The organism is Streptomyces subrutilus, from assembly GCF_001746425.1.
GTDB lineage: Bacteria > Actinomycetota > Actinomycetes > Streptomycetales > Streptomycetaceae > Streptomyces > Streptomyces subrutilus_A.
In genome coordinates this window covers 477,708-499,718 of sequence record NZ_MEHK01000001.1, presented here as the reverse complement: position 1 = coordinate 499,718, position 22,011 = coordinate 477,708, and the positions used below count along the sequence as shown (strand labels likewise).

At 71.2% G+C, this 22,011-nt stretch carries 20 protein-coding genes; 11 read left to right on the top strand and 9 right to left on the bottom strand.

The window, feature by feature from the left end:
• Nucleotides 1–102: 102 nt before the first annotated feature.
• Nucleotides 103–1,644, bottom strand: a complete 1,542-nt coding sequence (locus BGK67_RS03185) for an alanine/glycine:cation symporter family protein (protein ID WP_069918451.1) — start codon at nucleotides 1,642–1,644, stop codon at nucleotides 103–105.
• Between the two features lie 108 nt (nucleotides 1,645–1,752).
• On the opposite strand from BGK67_RS03185, the gene BGK67_RS03180 reads away from it, so the two are divergent.
• Complete coding sequence (locus BGK67_RS03180; RefSeq protein WP_069918450.1) at nucleotides 1,753–1,959, top strand: hypothetical protein; 207 nt, start codon at nucleotides 1,753–1,755, stop codon at nucleotides 1,957–1,959.
• 445 nt (nucleotides 1,960–2,404) lie between these two features.
• Nucleotides 2,405–4,306, top strand: a complete 1,902-nt coding sequence (locus BGK67_RS03175; RefSeq protein ID WP_069918449.1) for a glycoside hydrolase family 15 protein — start codon at nucleotides 2,405–2,407, stop codon at nucleotides 4,304–4,306.
• A 426-nt stretch (nucleotides 4,307–4,732) separates the two neighbouring features.
• On the opposite strand, the gene BGK67_RS03170 is transcribed toward BGK67_RS03175, so the two are convergent.
• On the bottom strand, nucleotides 4,733–7,165 hold the full coding sequence (locus tag BGK67_RS03170; protein WP_069918448.1) for a polysaccharide lyase 8 family protein: 2,433 nt from the start codon (nucleotides 7,163–7,165) through the stop codon (nucleotides 4,733–4,735).
• 305 nt (nucleotides 7,166–7,470) lie between these two features.
• Between BGK67_RS03170 and BGK67_RS03165 the strand changes: the two genes are divergently transcribed.
• Nucleotides 7,471–7,941 carry a GNAT family N-acetyltransferase gene (locus BGK67_RS03165; protein WP_167739539.1) on the top strand — a complete coding sequence of 157 codons (471 nt, stop codon included), beginning with the start codon at nucleotides 7,471–7,473 and terminating at the stop codon, nucleotides 7,939–7,941.
• Between the two features lie 56 nt (nucleotides 7,942–7,997).
• Here BGK67_RS03165 and BGK67_RS03160 read toward each other — a convergent pair whose 3' ends face one another.
• Nucleotides 7,998–8,621 (bottom strand): TetR family transcriptional regulator, encoded by a 624-nt coding sequence (locus BGK67_RS03160; RefSeq protein ID WP_069918446.1) that lies wholly within the window; start codon nucleotides 8,619–8,621, stop codon nucleotides 7,998–8,000.
• Nucleotides 8,622–8,720: 99 nt separating this feature from the next.
• Here BGK67_RS03160 and BGK67_RS03155 point away from each other — a divergent pair, with 99 nt between their 5' ends.
• Together BGK67_RS03155 and BGK67_RS03150 are read left to right on the top strand one after the other, a co-directional pair.
• The gene (locus tag BGK67_RS03155; protein WP_069918445.1) at nucleotides 8,721–8,912 is read left to right on the top strand and encodes a hypothetical protein; all 192 of its coding nucleotides are present in this window, start codon (nucleotides 8,721–8,723) and stop codon (nucleotides 8,910–8,912) included.
• Nucleotides 8,909–9,238 carry a DUF4190 domain-containing protein gene (locus BGK67_RS03150; protein WP_069918444.1) on the top strand — a complete coding sequence of 110 codons (330 nt, stop codon included), beginning with the start codon at nucleotides 8,909–8,911 and terminating at the stop codon, nucleotides 9,236–9,238. Before BGK67_RS03155 ends, BGK67_RS03150 begins: the two co-directional genes overlap by 4 nt.
• A 359-nt stretch (nucleotides 9,239–9,597) precedes the next feature.
• On the opposite strand, the gene BGK67_RS03145 is transcribed toward BGK67_RS03150, so the two are convergent.
• Nucleotides 9,598–10,029, bottom strand: a complete 432-nt coding sequence (locus BGK67_RS03145; protein WP_069918443.1) for a PPOX class F420-dependent oxidoreductase — start codon at nucleotides 10,027–10,029, stop codon at nucleotides 9,598–9,600.
• Nucleotides 10,030–10,266: 237 nt separating this feature from the next.
• Here BGK67_RS03145 and BGK67_RS38690 point away from each other — a divergent pair, with 237 nt between their 5' ends.
• Nucleotides 10,267–10,419, top strand: coding sequence for a hypothetical protein (locus tag BGK67_RS38690; protein ID WP_167739538.1), 153 nt, complete (start codon nucleotides 10,267–10,269; stop codon nucleotides 10,417–10,419).
• Nucleotides 10,420–10,540: 121 nt separating this feature from the next.
• On the top strand, nucleotides 10,541–10,810 hold the full coding sequence (locus tag BGK67_RS03140) for a DUF3253 domain-containing protein (RefSeq protein WP_107488756.1): 270 nt from the start codon (nucleotides 10,541–10,543) through the stop codon (nucleotides 10,808–10,810).
• Nucleotides 10,811–10,910: 100 nt separating this feature from the next.
• Here BGK67_RS03140 and BGK67_RS03135 read toward each other — a convergent pair whose 3' ends face one another.
• The 4 genes from BGK67_RS03135 to BGK67_RS03120 form a co-directional block, all read right to left on the bottom strand.
• A complete protein-coding gene (locus BGK67_RS03135; RefSeq protein ID WP_069918441.1) occupies nucleotides 10,911–11,318 on the bottom strand; it encodes a DUF3662 domain-containing protein in 408 nt (135 codons plus the stop codon).
• 82 nt (nucleotides 11,319–11,400) lie between these two features.
• Nucleotides 11,401–12,435 carry an AraC-like ligand-binding domain-containing protein gene (locus BGK67_RS03130; RefSeq protein ID WP_069918440.1) on the bottom strand — a complete coding sequence of 345 codons (1,035 nt, stop codon included), beginning with the start codon at nucleotides 12,433–12,435 and terminating at the stop codon, nucleotides 11,401–11,403.
• A gap of 53 nt (nucleotides 12,436–12,488) precedes the next feature.
• Nucleotides 12,489–13,451: a Vgb family protein gene (locus BGK67_RS03125; RefSeq protein ID WP_069918439.1), complete on the bottom strand. Its 963-nt coding sequence runs from the start codon at nucleotides 13,449–13,451 to the stop codon at nucleotides 12,489–12,491.
• A gap of 39 nt (nucleotides 13,452–13,490) precedes the next feature.
• On the bottom strand, nucleotides 13,491–15,188 hold the full coding sequence (locus BGK67_RS03120; protein ID WP_069918438.1) for an ABC-F family ATP-binding cassette domain-containing protein: 1,698 nt from the start codon (nucleotides 15,186–15,188) through the stop codon (nucleotides 13,491–13,493).
• A gap of 123 nt (nucleotides 15,189–15,311) precedes the next feature.
• Here BGK67_RS03120 and BGK67_RS03115 point away from each other — a divergent pair, with 123 nt between their 5' ends.
• The 3 genes from BGK67_RS03115 to BGK67_RS03110 all read left to right on the top strand — a co-directional run bounded on the left by BGK67_RS03115 (nucleotide 15,312) and on the right by BGK67_RS03110 (nucleotide 18,201).
• Nucleotides 15,312–16,013, top strand: a complete 702-nt coding sequence (locus tag BGK67_RS03115; protein ID WP_069918437.1) for a TetR/AcrR family transcriptional regulator — start codon at nucleotides 15,312–15,314, stop codon at nucleotides 16,011–16,013.
• Between the two features lie 298 nt (nucleotides 16,014–16,311).
• Nucleotides 16,312–16,476, top strand: coding sequence for a hypothetical protein (locus BGK67_RS38685; protein WP_167739537.1), 165 nt, complete (start codon nucleotides 16,312–16,314; stop codon nucleotides 16,474–16,476).
• A gap of 219 nt (nucleotides 16,477–16,695) precedes the next feature.
• A complete protein-coding gene (locus BGK67_RS03110) occupies nucleotides 16,696–18,201 on the top strand; it encodes a SpoIIE family protein phosphatase (RefSeq protein ID WP_069918436.1) in 1,506 nt (501 codons plus the stop codon).
• Nucleotides 18,202–18,206: 5 nt separating this feature from the next.
• Here the strand turns inward: BGK67_RS03110 and BGK67_RS03105 are convergent, their stop codons facing one another.
• A complete protein-coding gene (locus tag BGK67_RS03105) occupies nucleotides 18,207–19,373 on the bottom strand; it encodes an amidase (RefSeq protein WP_069918435.1) in 1,167 nt (388 codons plus the stop codon).
• Nucleotides 19,374–19,543: 170 nt separating this feature from the next.
• Between BGK67_RS03105 and BGK67_RS03100 the strand changes: the two genes are divergently transcribed.
• Nucleotides 19,544–21,886 carry an Orn/Lys/Arg family decarboxylase gene (locus BGK67_RS03100; protein ID WP_069918434.1) on the top strand — a complete coding sequence of 781 codons (2,343 nt, stop codon included), beginning with the start codon at nucleotides 19,544–19,546 and terminating at the stop codon, nucleotides 21,884–21,886.
• Nucleotides 21,887–22,011 lie beyond the last annotated feature (125 nt).

Here is a 22,011-nt window from a genome sequence, read left to right as displayed (position 1 = left end):
AGGGGGGTTCTCACCTGCTGAAACGTAAGCGAGCGGGCTCGTACACACCAAGGCGCGAGGTGTGTACGAGCCCGCTCAGGGGCCGGGCCGCCGGGGGGACGGTCAGACGGTGGTCTTCACCGGCTCCTGGTCTTCGTCCTCGTCCGCTTCGGTGTCCAGGCCGGCGTCGCGGCGGCGGACGAAGTCGAGGAAGGAGTTGAGCTCCCGCTTGACCACGGGGGCCAGCAGGTACAGCCCGATGATGTTGATGACGGCGAGCATGAACAGGACCGCGTCGGCCATGTCGATCAGGGTCTGCAGGGTGAGGAGCGAGCCGGCGACGGCGAACAGGGTGTAGAAGACCTTGAAGGTCAGCTCGCTGGTCCTGCTGCGGCCGAACAGGTGCGTCCAGGCCTTCATGCAGTAGTAGCCCCAGGTCAGCACGGTGGAGATGGCGAACAGCATCACCGCGATGGTGAGGATGTACGGGAACCAGGGCAGGACCGTGCCGAAGGCGTCGGAGGTGATCGTCACGCCGCCGATGGACTCGCCGGCACGCGCCTCGGCCCAGCTGGCCGGGTTGGCGATGACGATCGTCAGCGCGGTCATGGTGCAGATGACGACGGTGTCGATGAACGGCTCCAGCAGGGCGACCAGGCCCTCGCTGGCGGGGTGCTTGGTCTTGACAGCGGAATGCGCGATCGGCGCGGACCCGAGCCCGGCCTCATTGGAGAACGCGGCCCGCTTGAAGCCGACGATCAGCGCGCCGAGGACACCGCCGGCGACGCCCTGCGGGTTGAAGGCGCCCTCGATGATCGAGGAGATCGCGGACGGGACCGCGGAGGCGTTCACGAGGATGACGACCAGGCAGGCGGCGATGTAGATGCCGGCCATCGCGGGGACCAGCCGACTGGTGACGGAGGCGATGGAGCGGATGCCGCCGAGGAGGACGACGCCGACGATCGCGGCGATCAGGATGCCGAAGAACAGCGCGCCGGCGGAGGAGCCCATCATGCCGCTCTCGCCGCCGGTGACGGAGACGAGCTGCGCGTAGGACTGGTTGACCTGGAAGAGGTTGCCGCCGAAGAGGCCGAAGAAGAGGATCATCGCGGAGGCGAGGACCGCCAGGACCTTGCCGAGGGACTTGCCGCGGGCGCCGAAGCGCTCGGCCAGGCCCTTGGGCAGGTAGTGCATGGGGCCGCCGGAGACGGTGCCGTCGGCGTGCACCTCGCGGTACTTCACACCGAGCGTGACCTCGACGAACTTCGTGGCCATGCCCAGCAGGCCGCAGATGATCATCCAGAACGTCGCGCCCGGGCCGCCGATGGAGACGGCGACCGCGACACCGGCGATGTTGCCCAGGCCGACGGTGCCGGAGACGGCGGCGGTCAGCGCCTGGAAGTGGTTGACCTCGCCGGTCGACCCCTTCTCGTCGTACTTGCCGCGCACCACGTTCACCGCGAGGCGGAACTTGCGTATCTGCACCAGGCCGAACCAGCCGGAGAAGACGAGGCCGGCCACGACGAGCCAGGCGACGATCAGCGGGAGCTGGGTTCCCCCGACGGGCACGGAGTAGAAGACGATGTCTCCGAGCCATTTGGCGATGGGCTCGAAGAATCCGCTGACGGCTTCGTCTACGGAGGTGGTGATGCTGTCAAGTGACATCTGGCAAAACCTCGATGGCGCAGAACCGGCGCAGTGCGGTGCGACGGTTGGGGATGCGGGCTTTGAGCGAACGCCGTTGTCCGGTCGGCGACCCGTGGCGTCCTGTCCGTGGACTCGGACGATGCGAACGCCTTGGCCGTGCTGTGGTGGTGCATCCGGCTGGGTGCCGGCCTCCGGCTCCGGCGAGTGATGGCCGAAACGGAGTGGCGCATTCTTAGCACGGTATTTACCAAATCTTTAGTGACGCAGATCACTTTGGCTGTCGGTATCGTGCGTTTCGCCTGGATAGGTGTCTCGATCGTTATCCGGATCTGAGGTTTCGCTGAGCGAACGCCCGGACCCGCTTCCCCCTCCGGCGCTGTGTTCCACCCGCCGACCGCTGCCCTGAACCGCGCCCCGGTCACGGTCTTTCCGGCTGTCGGCATGTCGAAGGAAACTTCTCGCCGTAGGAGTCGTACGTGGTGGCGGTACTCGTCCGGCCCGGGCGCGTCGACTCCACGCGGATCGGTCGGACTTGGCCGTACACGTCCCCTGTCCCCGGGCCCGGTGACCCGTGTGCAGTCCGCGGTCCGGATCCGACCACGTCTCCTGCGCGGCGCGTGGGAAGGCGGTGGTCGTTCCAGACGCGTGGAAGGACTCGCTCAGACTCTCGCTGTTCGTGGCTCCCCTGCGCACATCGGCGGCCGGCCGGACACTCGCCGGCGCGACAAGTCTGTGCCGCCCCGCTCATGCGCCTCGCGTACGTGGGTACGAGCACGGTATGAGCGACTGGCGGCCAATCGAGAAGCGGCAGGGATACCTGCCGGTCGAGGACCACGGGCTGGTGGGCGACGGTCGCGGCAGCGCCCTGGTGGGTCGTGACGGCTCGGTCGGGTTCATGTGCGTTCCCCGCTTCGACTCCTCGCCGGTTTTCTGCCCTCTTCTCGATCATCGCAACGGGGGCCGGCTGTCCCTCGCCCCTGAAGGGGTGCGTGTGAGCCGCCAGCACTACCTCGACGGCACCGGAGTCCTGGTCACGGAACTGATGACGGATTCCGGAACCGTGGAAGTGACCGACGCGTTCGTGCTGCACCCCGGAGCGCGCCTCGAAGACGACGCCGCCGCCGGCACCGGTGCGTTCGTACGACGCGCACGTGTCACTCACGGGCACGTGGACCTGCGCGTTTGTATCCGACCACGCGGCGGTGGCCGCGTCCGGAAAGTGGACGACCGCTGGCAGGTGCACTGCCCCTTGCAGCGGCTGACGCTGCACCTGCGGTCCTCCAGTCCTCTTTCCGGACTGGAAGACACCGTGACGCTGTCATCGGGACAGGACTGGTGGATGTCGCTGAGCTGGGACGAGCCCGCGCGCGAACCGGGAGGGGGAGCAGATCGCCACATTACCGACACGGTGCGGGCATGGCGGCGGTGGTCATCCCGGTTGGTGTTGCCACACGTGCCGAGGGCGGATCTGGTACGCCGGTCAGCCATCACGCTCAAGCTGCTCGACAACGTCGAGAACGGCGCGATCGTCGCCGCACCCACCAGCTCCCTTCCTGAACGCATCGGGGGCAGTCGGAACTGGGACTACCGCTACGCATGGATACGAGATGCCGCGTACACCGTGTTCGCGCTGCGACGCATCGGGTTGCCGATGGAGGCCGGCGGGTTCCTGTCCTGGGCCCTCGCTGCCGTCGAGCGCGACGGCCGTCCTCGCGTCCTGTACGACCTCGACGGGCTGCCTCCGGCGCCGGAGACCATTGATGCCGACCTGGAGGGCTACCGCGGCTCCGCCCCCGTGCGCTGGGGCAACGCGGCGGGCGAACAGGTGCAGCACGACGTGTACGGAGAGATCCTCGACTGCGCGTTCCAGTGGGCGGCCACCGGCGGGACCTTCCGCCCCGGGCTGTGGGACACCCTCGCGGGGCTGGCCGAGAGCGCACGTACGGCCTGGAGCCGCCCGGACAGCGGTATCTGGGAGGTGAGGTCCAGCGAGCGCCCCTTCACCTACTCGGCGGCCATGTGCCAGGTAGCGCTCGACCGGGCGGCACGCCTCGCCCGGCGCCTCGGGCTACCGGGGGACGCCGGCACATGGGCGGAGGAGGCCCGGCGCCTTACGGATCGGATTCTCGCCGACGCGTGGGACGAGAGGAAGGGCGCCCTCACCGAGCACATGTCGCCGGGTGGCGGCCTGGATGCCTCGCTGCTGGCGCTGCCGCTGCGCAGGGTCCTGCCCGCTGACCATCCACGCATGATCGCGACCACACGTGCGATCGCTGACCAGCTGGGAGCGGGCAACGGCCTGCTCTACCGCTACCTGCCCGAGGAGTCCCCCGATGGCCTGGACCAGTCGGAGGGGGCGTTCCTGCTCTGCAGCTTCTGGCTGGTGGACAACCTGGCCGGCCAAGGCCGCGTCGAGGAGGCCGGCGAGCTGTTCGAGCAGCTGTGCTCGCACACCTCGCCGCTGGGCCTGCTGCCCGAGCAGATCGACCCCGGCAGCGGCTGCTTCCTCGGCAACTTTCCCCAAGGCCTCAGCCACGTCGGCCTCATATCCAGCGCCGTGGTGCTGGCGCGGACGCAAGGAGGCGTACCGCCGGAGCTGACCACGGCGGCCTGGTTCGACCACGAATCGGAGGAGCACGCCGGGCATCGGCCGGGACCTGACACGGCAGCGACCGGGTGAATCGCGCCGCGCGACGTCTCCGCGACAGGACGTGATCCGCGAGAGAGGGGAGCCGCTGACCTCAGCGGGCAACACCTGGGCGAGCAGCCCGCACGAGGCGAGGTCGGTGGGGCCAGTACCTATCGGCACCGGCGGCCGCCACGGTGATCCCCACACACGGTTGGGCCCCAGACCCAAAAATCTCCGGTTTCCAAGATCCGGGGGCCAGGCTCCCCTGAGCCCATGCGCCGCCCCCGTGTGATACGTCGGGGGGAACCTGCCGTCGGAGCCCGAACCGCAGTCGGCAGGGACAGCAGCCCTCTCGTGGTCCAACTGGTCATCCTCATGGGCGGTTCTCCTTGGCGACCGCACGTGCTGGGGAGGGAGAGACCACCTCCAAGGTGCTGTCCGGTCCGCGCTGCCACGAGCCGGAACACGGCGCGGCCGTCAGCCGAGGGCGACGGTGATCTTCTGTGTGGCGCCGAAGGTGCCGCTGAGGTCGCCGAAGGCAAGGCTCAGCGAGGCGCCGGTGACCGCTGCGGTGACGGTGGAGGGCTTGGAGATCACCGACGCCACCGCCCGGTTCCAGGTCAGCGTCAGACCGGTCTGCATGCGCATCGGGTCACTGACGCAGATCACCGCGGTGCCATCGCCCTTCTCCGAGATCATCACCGCACAGGGCGCGCTGGCGGTGAGCGTCCCGACCGCGCCGCCGAACCAGAAGTTGACCCCGGTGAACCCCAGCGACGGTACGCGGACGCCCTGCTGGCTGTCGGTGTTGGCGAGGATCTGCAACCAGCCGGTGTCGGCCGCGCGCGCGGCGGTCTGCGCGGTGCTCACACCTGGCATGAGGAGGTAGGCGTAGCTCGCGTCCGACGGGTCGGTGCCGTGGTCGGCGTACAGGGTCAGGTAGCGCCGGGTGATCGGGGTGCCGGCCATGCCGCGGTTGATGTCGCTCCACTTGCCGGTGCGCTCCTCGCGCAGGCCCTTGACCGTCGCGCCGCCGGGGAAGACGTACCCGCCCATGCCGGCGATGTGCGCCCAGGTCGCACCGGTCAGGGTCTGCGACCAGGGGTGGCTGACCGGCTTCACCGTGCCGTCGACGGTGAGCGCATGGACGCCGCCGCGCCCGAGGTTGCGGTTCTCGATGACCGACTCGACCCCGGTGCCGTCGGTGCACTTGATGCCCGCGCCCAGGCACACGACGGAGTCGTCCAGGCAGAACCAGGACTTCTTCGCCGTCAGGGTGCTCTGCGGGCCCCGCAGGTACTGGCCGATCGCGGCACGGTTGCCGTCGGTGGCGCCGCCCACCCAGTTCACGTCCGGCTTGGCCGCGCCCCAGTCACCGCCGGCACCGTCCGCCAGCACCTTGCGGGAGTTGGTGGTGCCGGGCAGCCGGTAGGGGTCGACGGTGGGCCAGAACGCGTCGCTGTACTGTCCGTTGGCGTACGAGTCGCCCCACCAGTACAGCATTCCGGAGCCGGTGTGCCAGCCGCGCAGGTTCTCCCCGTTGCCGGTCTCGTAGTACGTGATCCGCTTGCTCGCCATGCTGATCGAGGCGGCCCAGCGCGGGCGCCGGTGGGTGGCCCGCGCCATGGAGGGGAAGAGCCGGTGCCCGGTCGGCTCGGCGAGGGGCGCGACGGATGCGTCGTCCACCACCGACTTCAACGAGGCCAGACCCGCCAGACTCAGCCAGGGATCACTCAACAGCGGGCTGTAGTAGTCGCGCTGCAGCCACCCCTTCACCAGCCCCCGCCACCGGGCGTTCTCGGCCGCGCTCGCCCCCCGGCCCAGCAGCACGATGGCCGACAGGATGCCATGGCCGCGGAGGTGATCGTCCACTTGGACCTGCTTGGGGTCGTCAGCGTGGACGCCGCGGCTCACTCCGCGCCCGGAAACGCCGTCCATGACCAGGCCGTTGTAGAGGAACGGCGCCCAGGCGTTCTCCACGGCGTCGAAAACGATCTGCCGGTTCGGATCGGTCACCGTCCAGCTCGAACCCGCCAGCAGCGCGAGCAGACTCCCCAGGCCACCCAGCATGACCGCACCGTACGTGCCGGCGTAGGGGACGGAGGTGTGCTGGATGAAGGACCCGTCGGCGTAGAGGCCGTCGCCGGAGGTGACGTACGGGAAGACGGGCGAGAGCGCGTTCCGGCCGAGGGCGATCTTGGCCGAGCTGCCACCGACGATGCCGCGCAGGATCAGCACCCGGCACAGGTCGACCCGGTTGGCACCGGTGCTCGTGCCGGTGTAACTGGCCACGGCCGAATCGGGCACGAAGTGGTCCACGGCCCGGCAGTAGTTCACGATCCGCGTCGCCGACAACTGGTCGTGCATCAGCACACACACGTCGAGCAGCGCCTGCGGGGCGCCGATCTGCCAGCTGTAGAAGTTCCCGAAGCGCGTCTGCCCCTCGTTGTAGATCCCGGCGTACACGTGGTCCAGTCCGGCGACGATGTCGGCCGCCAGGGCGGCGTTCCCGGTGAGCCCGGTGCCCTGCTGACAGTACGCCTGCGCCATGACGGACAGCCGGGAGAAGCTGTCGGTCATGCGCTGTGAGTAGCCGTAGGACTCCTGGTCCGCGTCCGGCTCCGGATCGGCCCACACCAGTTCGGGCCACAGGGACCCGACGGCCGGGACCATGGTCGACCGGTACGCGGCGGCCCGGGCGCCCAGTTCGGCCAGTCTGCTCTTGAACGGCTCGGTCGTCGGGCTGAAGCCCGTACCGAGCATCAGGGCGCGCCACTTGGCCCGCAGATCGCCGAACTCGTCCGCGGCCGTGGCGTGAGCGTCCGGCAGCGGGCCGGTGGTGAGTCCGAGGGCCAGTGCCGTGCCGCCGGTGGCACGCAGGAAGGTGCGACGGGTCGAGAAGCGCGTCATTGCGGTCTCCAGGGGCTGAAACCCAGTCATTGCTGGCCGGTTTCTACACGCCCACGCTCAATCGATCCATAGCCGCGACAAAATTGAGCGCTTCGATCGTTTCCGCAGGAAACCCCCTGTGCATGCGCATACGGTGAAGGGGCCTCCCCGGAAGGCCTGTTCCACTTCCTCCTGGTCTGCGGCCACGAGCCCGAGATCCGCACCCTCGGCGCCCCCGGCCGCCCGGCGCGGAACCACACGCCGCGCAGGCGTGATCAGGTGGGACCGACAGGTGCAGGTAACCAACGAGAAGGGTGGCCCATCCCGTGGCAACCAACCATGCCAGGCGGATCCGACGCGCCGAACCCGACGAGGCCGGCGGGCTCGAAGCGCTCCAGGAGCGATCGTCGACCCACTGGGGGTACCCGCCCGGCTACTTCGACTGGGCGGGTGACGCCCTGGCGATTCCAGATGCCTACGTCCGCGACAACCCGGTCTTCGTGCTGGAGGAGGACGGCAGGAGCGTCGGCTTCTACGCTTTCACCGAGCAGGACGGGAACCTGCTCCTGGACAAGCTCTTCGTCGACGCCGATGAGATCGGCAAGGGCCACGGCAGGCTTCTCTGGCTGCACGCGATCCAGACCGCGCGCACCCTTGGACGATCGGAGTTCGTCGTAGCGTCGGATCCGAACGCCGCCCCGTTCTACGCGGCCATGGGCGCGGTCCAGTACGCGACGAAGCCGACCCCCGAGCCGTCCTGGACCCTGCACATGTTCCGCTACACCCTTACGAACTAACCGGCGCGCTCGGGCGAACCGGGGGGGGGGCAGGCCGCGCAGCGGCAGCCGCCCCGTCACGTCGGCCAGTTCACCCGCCCGAGATGGATCAGCCGGAGCTGGGCACGGGCGGTATCGGTGGCGGCCGACCAGTCCTCCCCCCGGAGCGAGGCGGCCAGGAACGCCGAGGCCGTCATGAACATGTGATCCACCTGCAGCCGGGCAAGCATCGTCACGTCGTCGGCGTCCCAGCCCGCGCTGACGGGATCGGCGGCGAACGCAACGCCTATCTCCTCGGCGAGGACGTCGAGTTGCCCGGCGATGGCCTCGCGTACCGCCGGCACCCCGCCGTGGCGCTCGCGAACCAGGAATCGGACGTGCGCGGGTCGGCTGCGTACCAGTTCGGCGACGAGCTCCACCGCCGCGTCGCCGCGCTGGGCGGCGTCTCCGGTCGCCGCGAGGATGCCCCGCACGGTCTCCTGCAGACTCTCCAGCGCCTCCTCGACCAGCGCGGTCCCCAACTCGTCCATGCTCCTGAAGTGCCGGTAGAAGGCGGTGGGGGCGACTCCGGCGGCCCGGGTCACCTCCCTGAGCCCGAGGCTGCCGAGGCTGCGTTCCTCCAACTCCGCCAAGGCCGCGTCGAGGAGGGCGCGTCGGGTACGGCGGCGCTGGGTCTCACGAAAGCCGGGGTGCGAAGTCATGGCGCGAAGTCAACCGCGTCACAGTTGTACGCCGCCAGCATGAGGCAAAGTGAACTGGGTAGTCAGTGAACAACTGTTACCTGAATGGAAGGACGTCTCATGCTCTTCCTCGTAGGTGCGTTGCTGGTGCTCGGCGTCGTCCTCGGTGCCGTGGCACACGTCCCCGTACCCGTCAGTGTGGTCGCCGGTCTCGCCATCGCCCTCTGGCTCGCCCTCTTCGCCGCACGCGAGCGCTTCTCGGGCCACCGCCGGGCCGGACATCTCGATCACGACCGGGGAGGTCTGCGATGACCCCGCGGACCGCTTCCCGCACCCCGGCCCGTACCCCGGCCCAGATCCCGGCCCGTACCGGAGCCAGTGGCGTGGCCCGGCCCCCGGCCCGTTCCCATGACGCCGACGCGATGGCCGTCACCGCGTTCGTCCTCGGCCTGGTGGGGCTGCTCGTGATGAACCTCTTCCTCGGTCCGACCGCCGTCGTCCTCGGCGCCCTCGCCCTGCGACGGCACACGACCAGGCCCGGCCGGGCCCGCTTGGGTATCGCCCTGGGCCTTGCCGACCTGGTGGTCCTCGCCTGTCTCGTCACCGCGGACGGGACCTGGTCGTGGAGCCTGACCTGATCGCCCCGGCCCCGGCCCCGCCCCCGGCCGACGTCGAACTGCGTGCCGACGTTGTGAACCTGTTTCAGAGGCGCCAGCGACGGTCCCGTTCTGCGGCGGCATGCCACCAGCCGGGCGGAGACACGCCGGTCACCTTGGCACTGGGCTGGTCGGGGTGAAGCCCCATGGCCTCCATGATGCCTGGCACGCGTAACAGTCCAGTGCCTCGGACTTGCCCGGCCGGCCGGCCCGCCTGCGGGGCGCGGCCGGCCGGGCCGCGGCTTCCCGCGCAGTGGCGCTGATCCCTGACATGTTCGGGTCCCGACAGGGAGGGCGCGCCACCGCCGACGGCGGCGAAGGGCTGAGGTCTCGGGGCACGCTCAGCGGATCTTGTCCCCGTACACGTGGTCGACCGTCATCGTCATGAGCACCCGCCGATCGGCCACCATCGTCTCCCGGTACTCGTCCCAGTCCGGATGCTCTCCAGCGGCAGCGCGGTAGTACCGCACCAGCGCCTCCACCTCGGGGCCGCGCGGGTCGGTCCCCGGCCCGGTCAGGGTCACGGTCCCTTCGGCGGTGGCCCAGGCCCAGCCGTCGGAGCTGGTCACCTCCAGTGCGGCGCGCGGATCCCGCCGCAGGTTCGCCGTCTTGGCACGTCCCTCGGTCATCGATACGTAGAGGACATCGGCCTCCGGATCGTAGAAGGGCATGACGGGCGAGAGCTGCGGACGGCCGTCCGATTTGATCGTCGCGAGAATGCCCAGTCGGCTTTCCGCGAGCAGCGTGCGCGGGTCGTACGGAGTGGCGTTCATGTACGGACCAAGCCCCCAACCGGATGCTGGGTATTCCCGGCACCACCCGAAGGGCGCAGCACATGCCGCGAGGCCTCATGAGGCCGCTGCCCCGCCGAAGGCCCGCGGCCTTGGCAGATCAAGCCACTTGAGGAGGGCCCGGGCGCCGTCCGCGCGGCCGAGGTCGACGATACGAGGCAAGGACCTCCATAGCGTTCACCGAATGCACCATGGCGCCCGCCGTACGGGGTTCAGGCGGTGTTCCACAGCGATGACCCTGAGCTGGGACGGTGGACGTCGGACCACACGGTCTTCGTGCACGCCGACAAGCGCGTGACACCCGACCGTGTGCGCGAGATCGCCGGACTGGCGGGCGCGGAGGTGCTCGGGACACCGCGGATCGGTTGGTGAGCCCTGCTTCCGCGTGCAGGGAGCGGCTTCCGTTCACGAGGTCGCAGGTCTGGGCCGGAATCGCGGCCCTGAGCGTTGGTCGATGCCCCGGTTCCGGCGTCGCCGTTGCGACACTGGGGGAGTGGCAGACACCGAACGGCAGACAGAGCGGCGCCTGGAGCGAGCCATCCTGGAGCTGCTGGACCAACGCGCTCCGAACGCGACGATCTGCCCCTCCGACGCCGCGCGGGCGGTGTACGCGGGGGACGACGACGGCTGGCGCGCGCTCATGGAGCCGGCCCGCCGCGCGGCCCGGCGGCTGTCCGCGGCCGGTGAAGTGGAGATCACCCAAGGTGGACGGCCTGTCGACCCCGCGAAGGCCCGCGGCCCGATCCGCATCCGCCGCCGCTGACACCCCCGGGTGAGCGGCGCGGCCGGGCGGTCGTCAGGACATGCCGGCCGAAGACGGTCACCTCCCACGCCGAGCGGGGGCACCGGGCGGGGCCGCCGGCTCAGGTGTCCGGAGAGGTCAGCGGCGCGGACGTGATGTGCGCCATGGGGGCACAACGGACCTGGTAGCGGCCGTTGGGGACGTCCTCGGCCGCGGCGAGCCGCACGGCGAGCGGCCCGGCCCACTCGTAGTCCTTGCGCTCGCCATGGCGCGCCAACCGGTCGGTCAACTCCTGCCCCACGACGGTCAGGTGCGGGCCGATCTCGGCGTACACGTGCGGAGGCAGCTCGACGGTGTAGACGTTCGGCACCACGGTGCGGTGGGAGCTGCACACGACGGTCTGCTCGTCACACGTCCGCAGCAGCGCCTCCACCACCTCCGCCTCCACCGCGTCATTGCCGAACAGCTTTTCCGCCACTGCCTGCTCGGCCCGCTCGATCGCCCGCTCCCAGCCCTTCAGTGTGCCCATGCACCGCGTCTGCCCGGGTTCCGCGGCGGCACGCGCCCGCGATGACGGCGGCCCGCCCTGGCGACGTCTCCCGATACGGAACTCAGGTGCGCGTGAGGTACGGCGCCGTGCGCGACCCGACAGTCCGTGCACCATCCCGATGCGGGGCGGCCGCCCGGTACTCGGACGGGCTCATGCCGTACGCGTCGCGGAAGCTTCGGCTGAAGACGGGGGCACTGGAGAAGCCCCAGCGGGCCGCGATGGCCTGTATCGGGTGACCGTTCGACCGCGGGCGACCGAGGTCGGCGCGCGCACGTTCCAGGCGGGCCTGGCGGATGTAGGCCGCCACGCCGGTGGGGTGGTCGGTGAAGAGGGAGTAGAGGGAGCGCAGGGAGATGTTGTGCCGGTCGGCGACGGCCTGGGGGGTCAGGTCCGGGTCGTCGAGGTTGTTCTCGATGAAACGGATGATGCGGTGCAGCATCGCCTGGGCGCGCGCCTGGGCCGGCGCCGAGTCAGGGGTCCCGGACTGCTGCGCCAGACAAGCGGTCGCCAGGTCGAGGGCGACGGTTCCCATGCCGGCGAGCTCCGAGGGCCGACAGCTCGGGCCCTGGGCGATCAACGAGCTCAGGAAGCTGCCGAGGATCGCACCCGTCCCGCTGTCCCCGCGGATGCGCCGGCCAAGGAGAGCCTCCACCCTGTCGTCCCGCAGCGGGAGGATCGACCGGGGAATCTGCAGAATGGCCACCGTCGACCGCTCCTCGACGTTCGCCCCTTCGCTGGGACGTGAGGTGTCCGTCAGGACCAAGTCCCCCGCGGCCACGGACGCGTGATGTCGCTGGGCTATCCGGAAGGCGCCCTGGGTGACCAGCGCCAGCTGCAACTGCTCCGGGTCACCCTTGCGCACATGGGCCGACGTGCGGCGTGACACCACCGGAGAGAAGGCCAGCGTCGACAGTCGCACGGAGCCGAGCTCCAGATCGGCGATGTCCGCGTGAAAGCCCGACGGCTGAGTGGTGCTGAGGGTGACGGGCATGACGTGGTTCGACACCGCGTCGCAGAACCACTCGAACCTGTCAGCGGGGGACGTACCCTCAGTTCTCGGATCCTCTGACCTCACGTGCTCTCCGTTCCCAGCCATACGCCGGCCATTATCCGGCACGCCTGGACGGGCACGCTGGGCTCGCGATTGCCTCAGGCGCTGCCTGCCACGTGCCACCGGGAGATGACGCCGCGCTCCTCGGCGACGTACAGCGTGCCGTCCGGGCCGAAGGCCAGCCCGTGTGGTTCGCCGGCGGGGTCCGCGAGCGGGTGTTCGGTGACCTTCCCTTCCGGGGTGACGGAGCCGATCCGGCCGGTGGCCCACTCGGTGAACCAGCAGGTGCCGTTCGGGGCGACCGCGACGGCATGGGGGCGGCAGTCCGGATCGGGCAGCTCGAACTCGGCGATGTCCACGGTCCCGACGGGCTCCCCGGCGCCCCCTGCCTCCATGCCAGCCGTGCCCGCCGTTCCGGTGGTGAGCCGCCCGATCCGCCCGACGCCGATCTCGGCGAACCACAGGCTCCCGTCCGGGCTCGCCGCGAGCCCGACCGGGCAGGCGCCGGGCGTGGGCAGGGGATGGATCCGCACCTCCCCGGAGACGGTGATCCGGCCGATCGCGTTCGCCTGGTTGAGGGTGAACCACAGGGCCCCGTCGGCTCCCACCGTGAGGAAGGACGGGAACCCGCCCTCGCAGGGCAGCGGGAACTCGCGGATCTCGCCGTCCGTGCCGATCCGGCCGATGCGGCCGGTGTTCGTCAGGGTGAACCACAGGGCTCCGTCGGGTCCGGCCGCGATCCCGTAGGGGCCGCCCGCAGCGCCGGGAAGGGCGTACGAGCGGGCTTCGCCGCCCACGGTGATCCGCCCGATCCGGTGGTCACGGTACCGGGTGAACCACAGCGCCCCGTCGGGTCCGGCGGTGACGAGGGTGGGGCCGCAGTCGGAGGAGTCCAGCGCGAACTCCTCCACGCGGCCCGTCGACGGGGTGAGGCGCGCCAGGCGACCGCGGTGGACGAGCGTGCACCACAGGTTGGCGTCCGGTCCGACGGCGAGCGCGTACGGGCCGGCGCCGGCGGTGGGGAGGGTGACGGTACCGAGCGGGTGTACGGAGGTGGTCAAGCGGGGGTCCTTTCGAAGGGCGGGGGGTCGGGCAGGTCGTCACGGGCGGGCGCCGGCCGTGACGGGCGCCGGGGCACGCAGGGCGAGCCGGTCGCCCGGCCAGCGGGCGCACAGCCGCCGGTCGTGGCTGACGACGACCACTGCCCCCGGGAACCTGGCCAACGCCTCCTCCAACTCCTCCGCCAGCGCGGGGGAGAGGTGGTTCGTGGGCTCGTCCAGCAGCAGGATGTCGGCCGGTTCGGTGACCAGCCGGGCCAGTGCCAGCCGTTGCCGCTGCCCGACGGACAGGGAGGCGACGGGAGCGGACAGCCGGTCGCGGGCGAACAGCCCGAGCGACAGGAGCCGTTCGGCGTGCTCCTCGGGAGTTCCGGGGCGGCCCTCGGCGTAGGCGGCGAGCAGCGACCCGCGGCCGGCGCCTGCGGCGGTGTGCTGGGCCAGCAGTCCGGCCGGGCAGTGCCGGACGACCCGCCCGGCGTCGGGGGCCAGCACGCCGGCCAGAACCTGTAGCAGAGTGCTCTTCCCCGCCCCGTTCGGGCCCGTGACCAGCAGTCTGCCGCCGGCCGGCACGGTCACGTCCACCGGCTCGAGCCGCCCGTCCACGGCGACGCCGGACGCGGCCAGCAGGACCCGTCGCACCTCACCCGGCCCGGCGGGCCCGGCGGGCATCTCCGGTTCGGCAGCGGCGGCAGCGGGGGCGCCGTTGGAGGCGGTGCGCGGTACGGCCGTGAACCGCAGCGGTTCGGCTGGTGCCGGCACCGGCCGGGCCAGCAGCCGGGCGAGCCGCTCCTCGGCGTTGCGGACGCGGCTCGCGAGGGACTGCTGGACCCGGCCCGCCGCGCGGTCGTACGCCATCTTGTTGCCGTCCTTGATGGCGCGGCCGGGCGCCACCCGGCGGGCGGTGACGGAGGCGGTCTCGCGCAGCCGGGCGGTCTCCGTGCGCCAGGCGGCATGGGCCTCGGCGCGGCGCGCCCGGTCGGCGGCGCGCTCCGCGAGGTAGCCGGCGTAACCGTTGCCGTACCGGACGGTTCGGTGCAGGTCGCCGTCGACCTCGACGAGGGAAGTGGCGACGCGCTCCAGGAACACCCGGTCGTGGGAGACGGCGACCGTGATGCCGCGACGGGCTCGCAGGTGATCCTCCAGCCAGGTCAGGGCCGCGTCGTCGAGGTGGTTGGTGGGCTCGTCGAGGAGCAGCACCTCCGGGGCGGCGGCGAGCAGCACGGCCAGGCGCAGGCGCACGACCTCGCCGCCGGACAGACCGCCGACGGTGCACTCGCGGGGCAGCCCCGGCAGGCCGAGGCCGTACAGGGAGCGTTCCACGCGGGCGTCCGCGGCGTAACCTCCGCGCAGTTCGAAGGCGTTGAGGGCGTCGGCGTAAGCGCTCAGGGTCCCGGCCGTGGCGTCACCCCCGGCCATGCGCGCCTCCAGCCGGCGCAGCAGCCCCTCCAGGGCGCGCAGTTCGGCCAGGGCGCGGTCGACGACCTGCTGGACGGTCAGGTGCGGGGGGAGGTCCTCCTCCTGCGCGAGGTAGCCGACGCCGCCCTCGGCGCGCAGGACGACCTCGCCCCGGTCGGGGCGCTCGGCCCGGGCCAACAGCCGGAGCAGGGTGGACTTGCCGGAGCCGTTCTCGCCGACGATGCCGAGGCGTTCGCCGACGGCGACGGAGCAGTGGACGGAGTCGAGGACCGGGCGGCCTTCGTAGGACTTGGTGAGGTCAGACGCGGTGAGCTGTGCGGTCACGGGGCGGCTCCAGGAGTTCGGGGGTGGGGGCCGTCGGCGCGGCGACGGGGCGGCAGGCGGTGAAGCGGTGGGTGTCCACGGGAGTTCTCCTTAAAGCGACGAATGTTGCGTTAGAATGCTGGCATGGGTACCCCGAAGCAGGCAAGCGATGATTCCAGCCATCATGAACCGGCCACGCGGCAGCGCCGGCCGGGCGGCCGGAGCGCCCGCGTCCGCGCCCGGGTGCTGGAGGCGGTGGGTGAACTGCTGCTGGAGGCCGGGTACGACGGGCTGACGGTCGACGCGGTCGCGGAACGCGCCGGCGTCCACCGCACGACCGTCTACCGGCGCTGGCGCGACGTCGGGACCCTGCTGGCCGACGTGCTCGACGCGGCGTCCGACGACAACTGGAGCCCCCCGGACACCGGGTCGCTGGAAGGAGACCTGACCGCTCTCAACCAGGAGGTGTACGAGGCCCTGGCGCACGGCGGCCCCCACCTGACCACGGCCCTGATCGCCGCCGCATTCCGGTCGCCGGAGGCGGCGGAGGCGCTCTCGGCCTTCTGGGAGGACCGCTACGCCCGCTGCGCGGCGGTCGTCGCACGAGCGGCCGACCGGGGCGAACTGCCCGGCCCCGCCGACAGCCGGGCGCTGCTCGTCGCGGCGACCGCCCCGCTCTACCACGAGCTGCTGCTGCTCCGGGCGGTCCCCGACCCGACGCTCCCGCACCGCGCCGCCACGGCCACCGCCGCGGCGGCCCGCGCGGACGCCTTCCGCCCCGCGACCCCACCCCGGCCACAAGCGACGCCCGACGCCGCCCCCGACCCTGCCTGCCCCCGACCTTGACGGCCGCCTGCCGGCACGCTGGCGAACCGAGGACGTCCGGGACGCCGGAGCGAGGCGCCCACGGCCGGGGCAGTCGAGATGGTTGCGGTCGCCGTGCCGTCGGCTTCGCCAGGGTGCCGTCTCACCGTCGTGGGAGGCTGGGAGCTCTCCTGACGGGACAGAGCGCGGAGAGGGCTCCGGAGGCTGGCCAGTCATGGCCACAGGATGAGCAGTCAGTGGCCTGATCGGGCGGGGGCCGCACATCTCAACACCGCCCTGCCAGGCATAGACGCTCCGTCATCGGGGCAGGCCTTCGCGCATGCCCGAAGAACCTGCCCAGCTTGTCGACGCCATCGCAGCGGCCGTGCGCAACGGTGACGATCTTCGTATCGCTCTCCTGCTCGACAGGTTCAGGCATGTGGCGGATCTTGCCGACCTGATACGGCTGCGGTACCAGCTCATCGGTGCCCGGCACGGTGCATGAGCACCCTCGGAGCGCTCTCCCGGGTGCTGGGCGGGCACGCCACCGGCCACAGCGCCTCCACCTTCGGCAGTCCGGGTGAGGGCGGTCCCTCGACCGCGTGGCGTGCACGCGCCCTCCGTGAAGGGGGGACGATGAGATGACGGGAAGCGCAGACGCGGCGCACGCGATCACTGCTCGGCATGGACCGCGGCTTTCGGCGGCCGGAAGGAGAGCCCGGAGATGGGTGTCATCGAGCCCTCGCAGGGCGGTACCGACGGGGCGCGGGCCGCGTCGTCCGGGGCGGGTGGACTGCTCGATCTGCTGGGCGTGGCCGCCATTCTCCTCGACGCCGAGGGCAGGATCGACCTGTGGAGCCCGCAGGCCGAGGAGCTGTTCGGTTACACCGCTGAGGAGGCGCTCGGAGAGTTCGCGGGCCGCCTGCTGGTCCACGAAGAGGACCTCCCGGCCGTGTTGGGCATGTTCGCCCAGGTCATGGAGGGAGGGGACAGCTGGGTCGGCGTCTTCCCCGTTCGGCACAAGGACGGCAGCACGCGCCGAGTGGAGTTCCGCAACATGCGGCTCCTGGACTCCCAGCAGGACTACTACGCCCTGGGCCTCGCCGCGGACCAGGCGACGGTGCGGCAGGTCGAACGGGACCTGGCCCTGTCCGAACGGCTGGTGGCACAGTCGCCGGTCGGGCTGGGCGTACTGGACACCGACCTCCGGTACGTATCGGTCAACCCGGCTGAGGAGCGCCTCAACGGAGTACCGGCCGCCGAGCACATCGGCCGGCACGTTCACGAGGTGCTGCCGGCCCTGGGCGCGTCCTTCGAAGCGGCGATGCGCGAGGTGCTGGCCACGGGCATCCCCATCGTGGACCAGTACACCGTCGGCCGCACTCCGGCCGACCCCGATCACGATCATGCCTGGTCGATCTCGTTCTACCGGCTCGAAGCCCCCAACGGAACCGTGCTCGGAGTGGCGACCTCCAGCGTGGACGTGACCGAGCGGCACCGAGCCGTCGAAGAACAACGCCACACCGCCCTCACCCTCCAGCGCAGCCTGCTGCCCCAGACACCACCCCGGCGGCCGGGCCTGCAGGTCGCCACCCGCTACCGCCCCGCCCAGGCCACCATGGAGATCGGAGGCGACTGGTTCGACGTCATCCCCCTGAGCGGCGACAAGACCGCGCTCGTCGTCGGAGACGTCATGGGCAGCGGCGTCGCAGCCGCGGCCACCATGGGCCAGCTGCGCACCGCGACCCGGACGCTGGCCGACCTCGATCTCGACCCGGCCCAAGTGCTCCACCACCTCGATCACGTCACCGACGGTCTCGACACGATCGCGACCTGTGTCTACGCCGTCTACGACCCGCACACCGACCAGTGCCACATCGCCCTGGCCGGGCACCTGCCTCCCGTCGTCCTCCATCCGGACGGCGCGCGCGAGCTCCTCGACCTGCCCACGGGCGCGCCGCTGGGCGGCTGTGGGGTCGCCTTTGACACGACCAGCCTTGCCCTCGAGGAAGGGGACCAGCTCGTTCTCTACACCGACGGCCTGGTCGAGACCCGCGACGAGCCGATCGACGCCCGCCTCGAGGTTCTCCTCAAGGTCCTCAACGACCCCAGCCGGTCGCTGGACGCGACCTGTGACCTGCTTCTGCACAGGCTGCGGCACCCGGGCGATCACGACGACGTCGCGCTGCTCATCGCCCGGGCTACGCCGGGCACCGGGAACGCCGAGTAGGCGTGCTACTGCTTCGCCTTGCACGGACTGGCATCCGCGGTGCCGTCGATCCTGGCGGCCACGTCCAGAAGCAGCATGTCCTCGCCGTGCCGGGCGACCAGTTGCAGCCCGACCGGTCCGCCGTCGGGCGTCGTCCCGGCCGGCACGGTGAGCGCTGGGTGGCCGGAGAGGTTGAAGGCCCATGTGAGTGCCACACTCATGCGCGTTCCGGGACCGTGATGGCCGTGCGGGGGGTGCGGTGTCGTGGGGGTGGCAATCAAGTCGACCCCGTTGAGAACCGCTCGCAGGTTGGCGTTGTTGGCCGAGGTCAGGGCCTCGGTACCCGAGTCGGCAGCGCCGGCGCGAAGGGCGGTCCACGCGGGGGCCGGGTCGTGCAGCGTCACGGGATGGTCGACGATGCTGCACAGGCCGGTCCGTGCGATCCGCTGGAGGGCGCGCAGAGCGGTGTCGGCGACGTCCGGGTCGGTGGCGGCGTACCCCAGGGTGGGCGACCAGGCCACACTCGGCGGGCGCACTACCATGGGTGTGGTGGCGGGGGTGAAGGTGCGGAGGTAGGCAGCGGCGTCGCCGGGGGTGCGGGCCAGTACGCCGGGGGTGTTGAGCCCGGCGCGGTCCCGGGCGGGCAGGAGGCCGTTGGTGGGCTTGAAGCCGATGACGCCGCACCAGGCCGCCGGGATGCGGACCGATCCGGCGCCGTCGGATCCGGTGGCGAGCGGGACGAGACCGGCCGCGACCGCGGCCGCGGAACCGGCTGATGAGCCGCCTGGAGACCACGCGGGATCGAGGGGGTTGAGGGTGGGGCCGCGGTCGGTGGAGCCGTAGGTCTGCCACCCGGTGCCGGCGCGGGGCACGGAAGTCGCTCCGATCGGCACGCACCCGGCGGCGGCCAGGCGCTGGTTCTGCCACGAGGTGGGGCCTTCGCCGGCCTTGACCCCGATCGGTACACCGGCCAACGGCAGGCGGGTCCCGTCGGCGATCGCGGCATCGACCTCGTCCGCCGCGGCGCGGGCGGTGTCCGCCCAGACAGCGGTGAAGGCGCGCAGGGCACGGTCGCGGTCGGCGGTCAGCGCCAGGGCGGTGTCGACGACCTCGCGGGCGCTCACCCTGCCGTGGTTGACCAGGTCGGCGATCTCGATCGCGGACAGCGACGCGTACAGGCGGTCGTCGAGCATTCAGGCTCCTTGTGCGTCGAGGGGCCGGCTGAGCCATGCCGGGCGGGTGAGTGCCCTGCCGGTCGGGCTGCGTTCTCGAACGGGTGATGCTGACGGTTTCCGGCGCGGCCTGTGGCATGTGCGCTCGACACTTGGCCCATCAGCTGGTGCCGCCGCAGGTGGGGAGTGTCATGTCGAACGGTAGTGTCCTTTTGGCCTTGCGCGAGGACCCCATGGGCGGGGGTGTCGGCGGTGACCAGTTGCGCCGGATCGGCAAAGAGCTGGAGAACCGCGGGCTTCAAGTGCGGTGGGCGCGGACGGTTGAGGCAGCCCGCGCCGCCTTGCGTACGGAGGCCGGCCTGACGGCTGCCGTCGTCGCCTGGGACCTCCCGTCCGAGAAGGGGGAGGACGCCGGCGGCGGGGGAGGGGCCGTCCTGCGCCAGATCACCAGCCGGTTCACCGCGCTGCCCGTCTTCGTCGTCATGAGTGAGGAGTCCGACCACGGCCTGGAACGGCTGCCTCTGTGGGTGGCCGAGACCGCAGTCGGCTACATCTGGCCCCTGGAGGACACGCCGTCCTTCATCGCCGGCCGTGTCTTCAACGCGGCCCGCACCTACGGCGACTCCGTCCTGCCTCCGTTCTTCAAAGCGCTGCGCCGGTTCGACGACGCCCACGAGTACTCCTGGCACACCCCGGCCCACTCCGGAGGGGTGGCGTTCCTGAAATCGCCCGTCGGCCGGGCGTTCTTCGACTACTACGGTGAGCGGCTCTTCCGCACCGACCTGTCGATCTCGGTGGAGGAGCTGGGGTCCCTCTTCGAGCACAGCGGCCCGATCGGCGACGCCGAGCGCAACGCCGCCCGCGTCTTCGGCGCCGACCGGACGTACTTCGTGCTGCACGGCGACTCCACGGCCGACCGTATGGTCGGCCACTACTGCGTCACGGCCGACGAGATCGCGCTGGTGGACCGCAACTGCCACAAGTCGGTGCTGCACGGGCTGGTGATCTCCGGTGCGCGCCCGGTGTACCTCGTCCCGACCCGCAACGGATACGGTCTCGCCGGCCCTCTGCCCGCCCGTGAGACCCTGCCCGCCGCAGTGGCCGCCCGGATCGCCGCCCACCCGCTGACACCAGGCGCCGTATCCCCCCACGCCCAGTACGCGGTGATCACCAATTCGACCTACGACGGGCTGTGTTACGACACCGTCCAGACCGCTCGAGCCCTGGCCCCCAGCACGCCCCGACTGCACTTCGACGAAGCCTGGTTCGCCTACGCCCGCTTCCACCCCCTCTATGCGGGCCGCTACGGCATGGCCGTGGGCCCGGACACGTTCCCGAGCGACGAACGCCCCACCGTCTTCGCCACCCAGTCCACACACAAGCTGCTGGCCGCCCTCTCGCAGAGCGCCATGGTGCACGTGAAGTCCTCACCCAGGGCGCCGGTCGAGCACCACCGGTTCAACGAGGCGTTCATGATGCACGGCACCACCTCGGCCCTGTACCCGGTCATCGCTTCGCTGGATGTGGCCGCGGCGATGATGGACGGCCCCCAGGGAGAGTGGCTGGTCAACGAGGCGGTCACCGAGGCTGTCCGTTTCCGGCAGGCCGTCGTCCGAACCGGGCGCCGCATCGCGGACGCGGGCGACCGGCTGCCGTGGTTCTTCGGAGTGTGGCAGCCCGACACCGTCACCGACCCCGCCGACGGGACACGCATTCCCTTCGCCGACGCCTCCCCGGCGCTGCTCGCCGGCGATCCCCGCTGCTGGGAACTCGACCCCGACGCGGACTGGCACGGCTTCCCCGGCCTGGCCAAGGGGCAGTGCCTGCTGGACCCCATCAAGGTGACGCTGACCTGCCCGGGCGTCAACGCGCGCGGAGAGGCGGACTCGTGGGGGATCCCGGCCCGCGTCCTCACCGCCTACCTGGCCCAGCGCGGCATCGTGGTGGAAAAGACCGACACCTACACCACGCTCGTCCTCTTCTCCATGGGCATCACCAAGGGGAAATGGGGCACTTTGATGGACGCCCTCATGGACTTCAAAGCCCTCCACGACGCCGATGCTCCCCTCCGACAGGTACTGCCCCACCTGGTCGAACGCCACCCGCAGCGCTACAGCGGCACGACCTTGCGCGGACTGTGCCAGGAGATGCACGAACACCTCACCAGGGCCGAGCTGATCGACGCGCTGGACACCGCCTTCCAGGACTTGCCCGAACCGGTCGTCCCCCCGCAGAGCTGCTACCAGCAGCTCATCCGGGGCGGTACCGAACGCCTTCCCCTCGCCCGAGCCGCCGGCAGGGTGGCCGCCGCCATGGTCACCGTGACCCCGCCCGGGATCCCCGTCCTGATGCCCGGAGAAGCACTCGGCGCCCCCAGTGGCCCGGTCCTGCGCTACCTCGGAGCACTGGAGGCGTTCGACCGCGCCTTCCCCGGCTTCCACAGCGAAGCGCACGGGGTCACCATCGACCCCCACACCGGCGACTACCTCATCGAGTGCGTACGCCAGGACCACCTCCCCGGCGCAGCCGGGTGACGCCCAGGTCGTAGCCATCCGGGACGGGCCGGCGGTAGGGGGCGCCCCTTTCACCGCGACCTCGGCGCCGTGGCGTGGACAGGGTGGTTCCCGCCGGGCCGGGGCCCACCCGTACACCCTTGCGC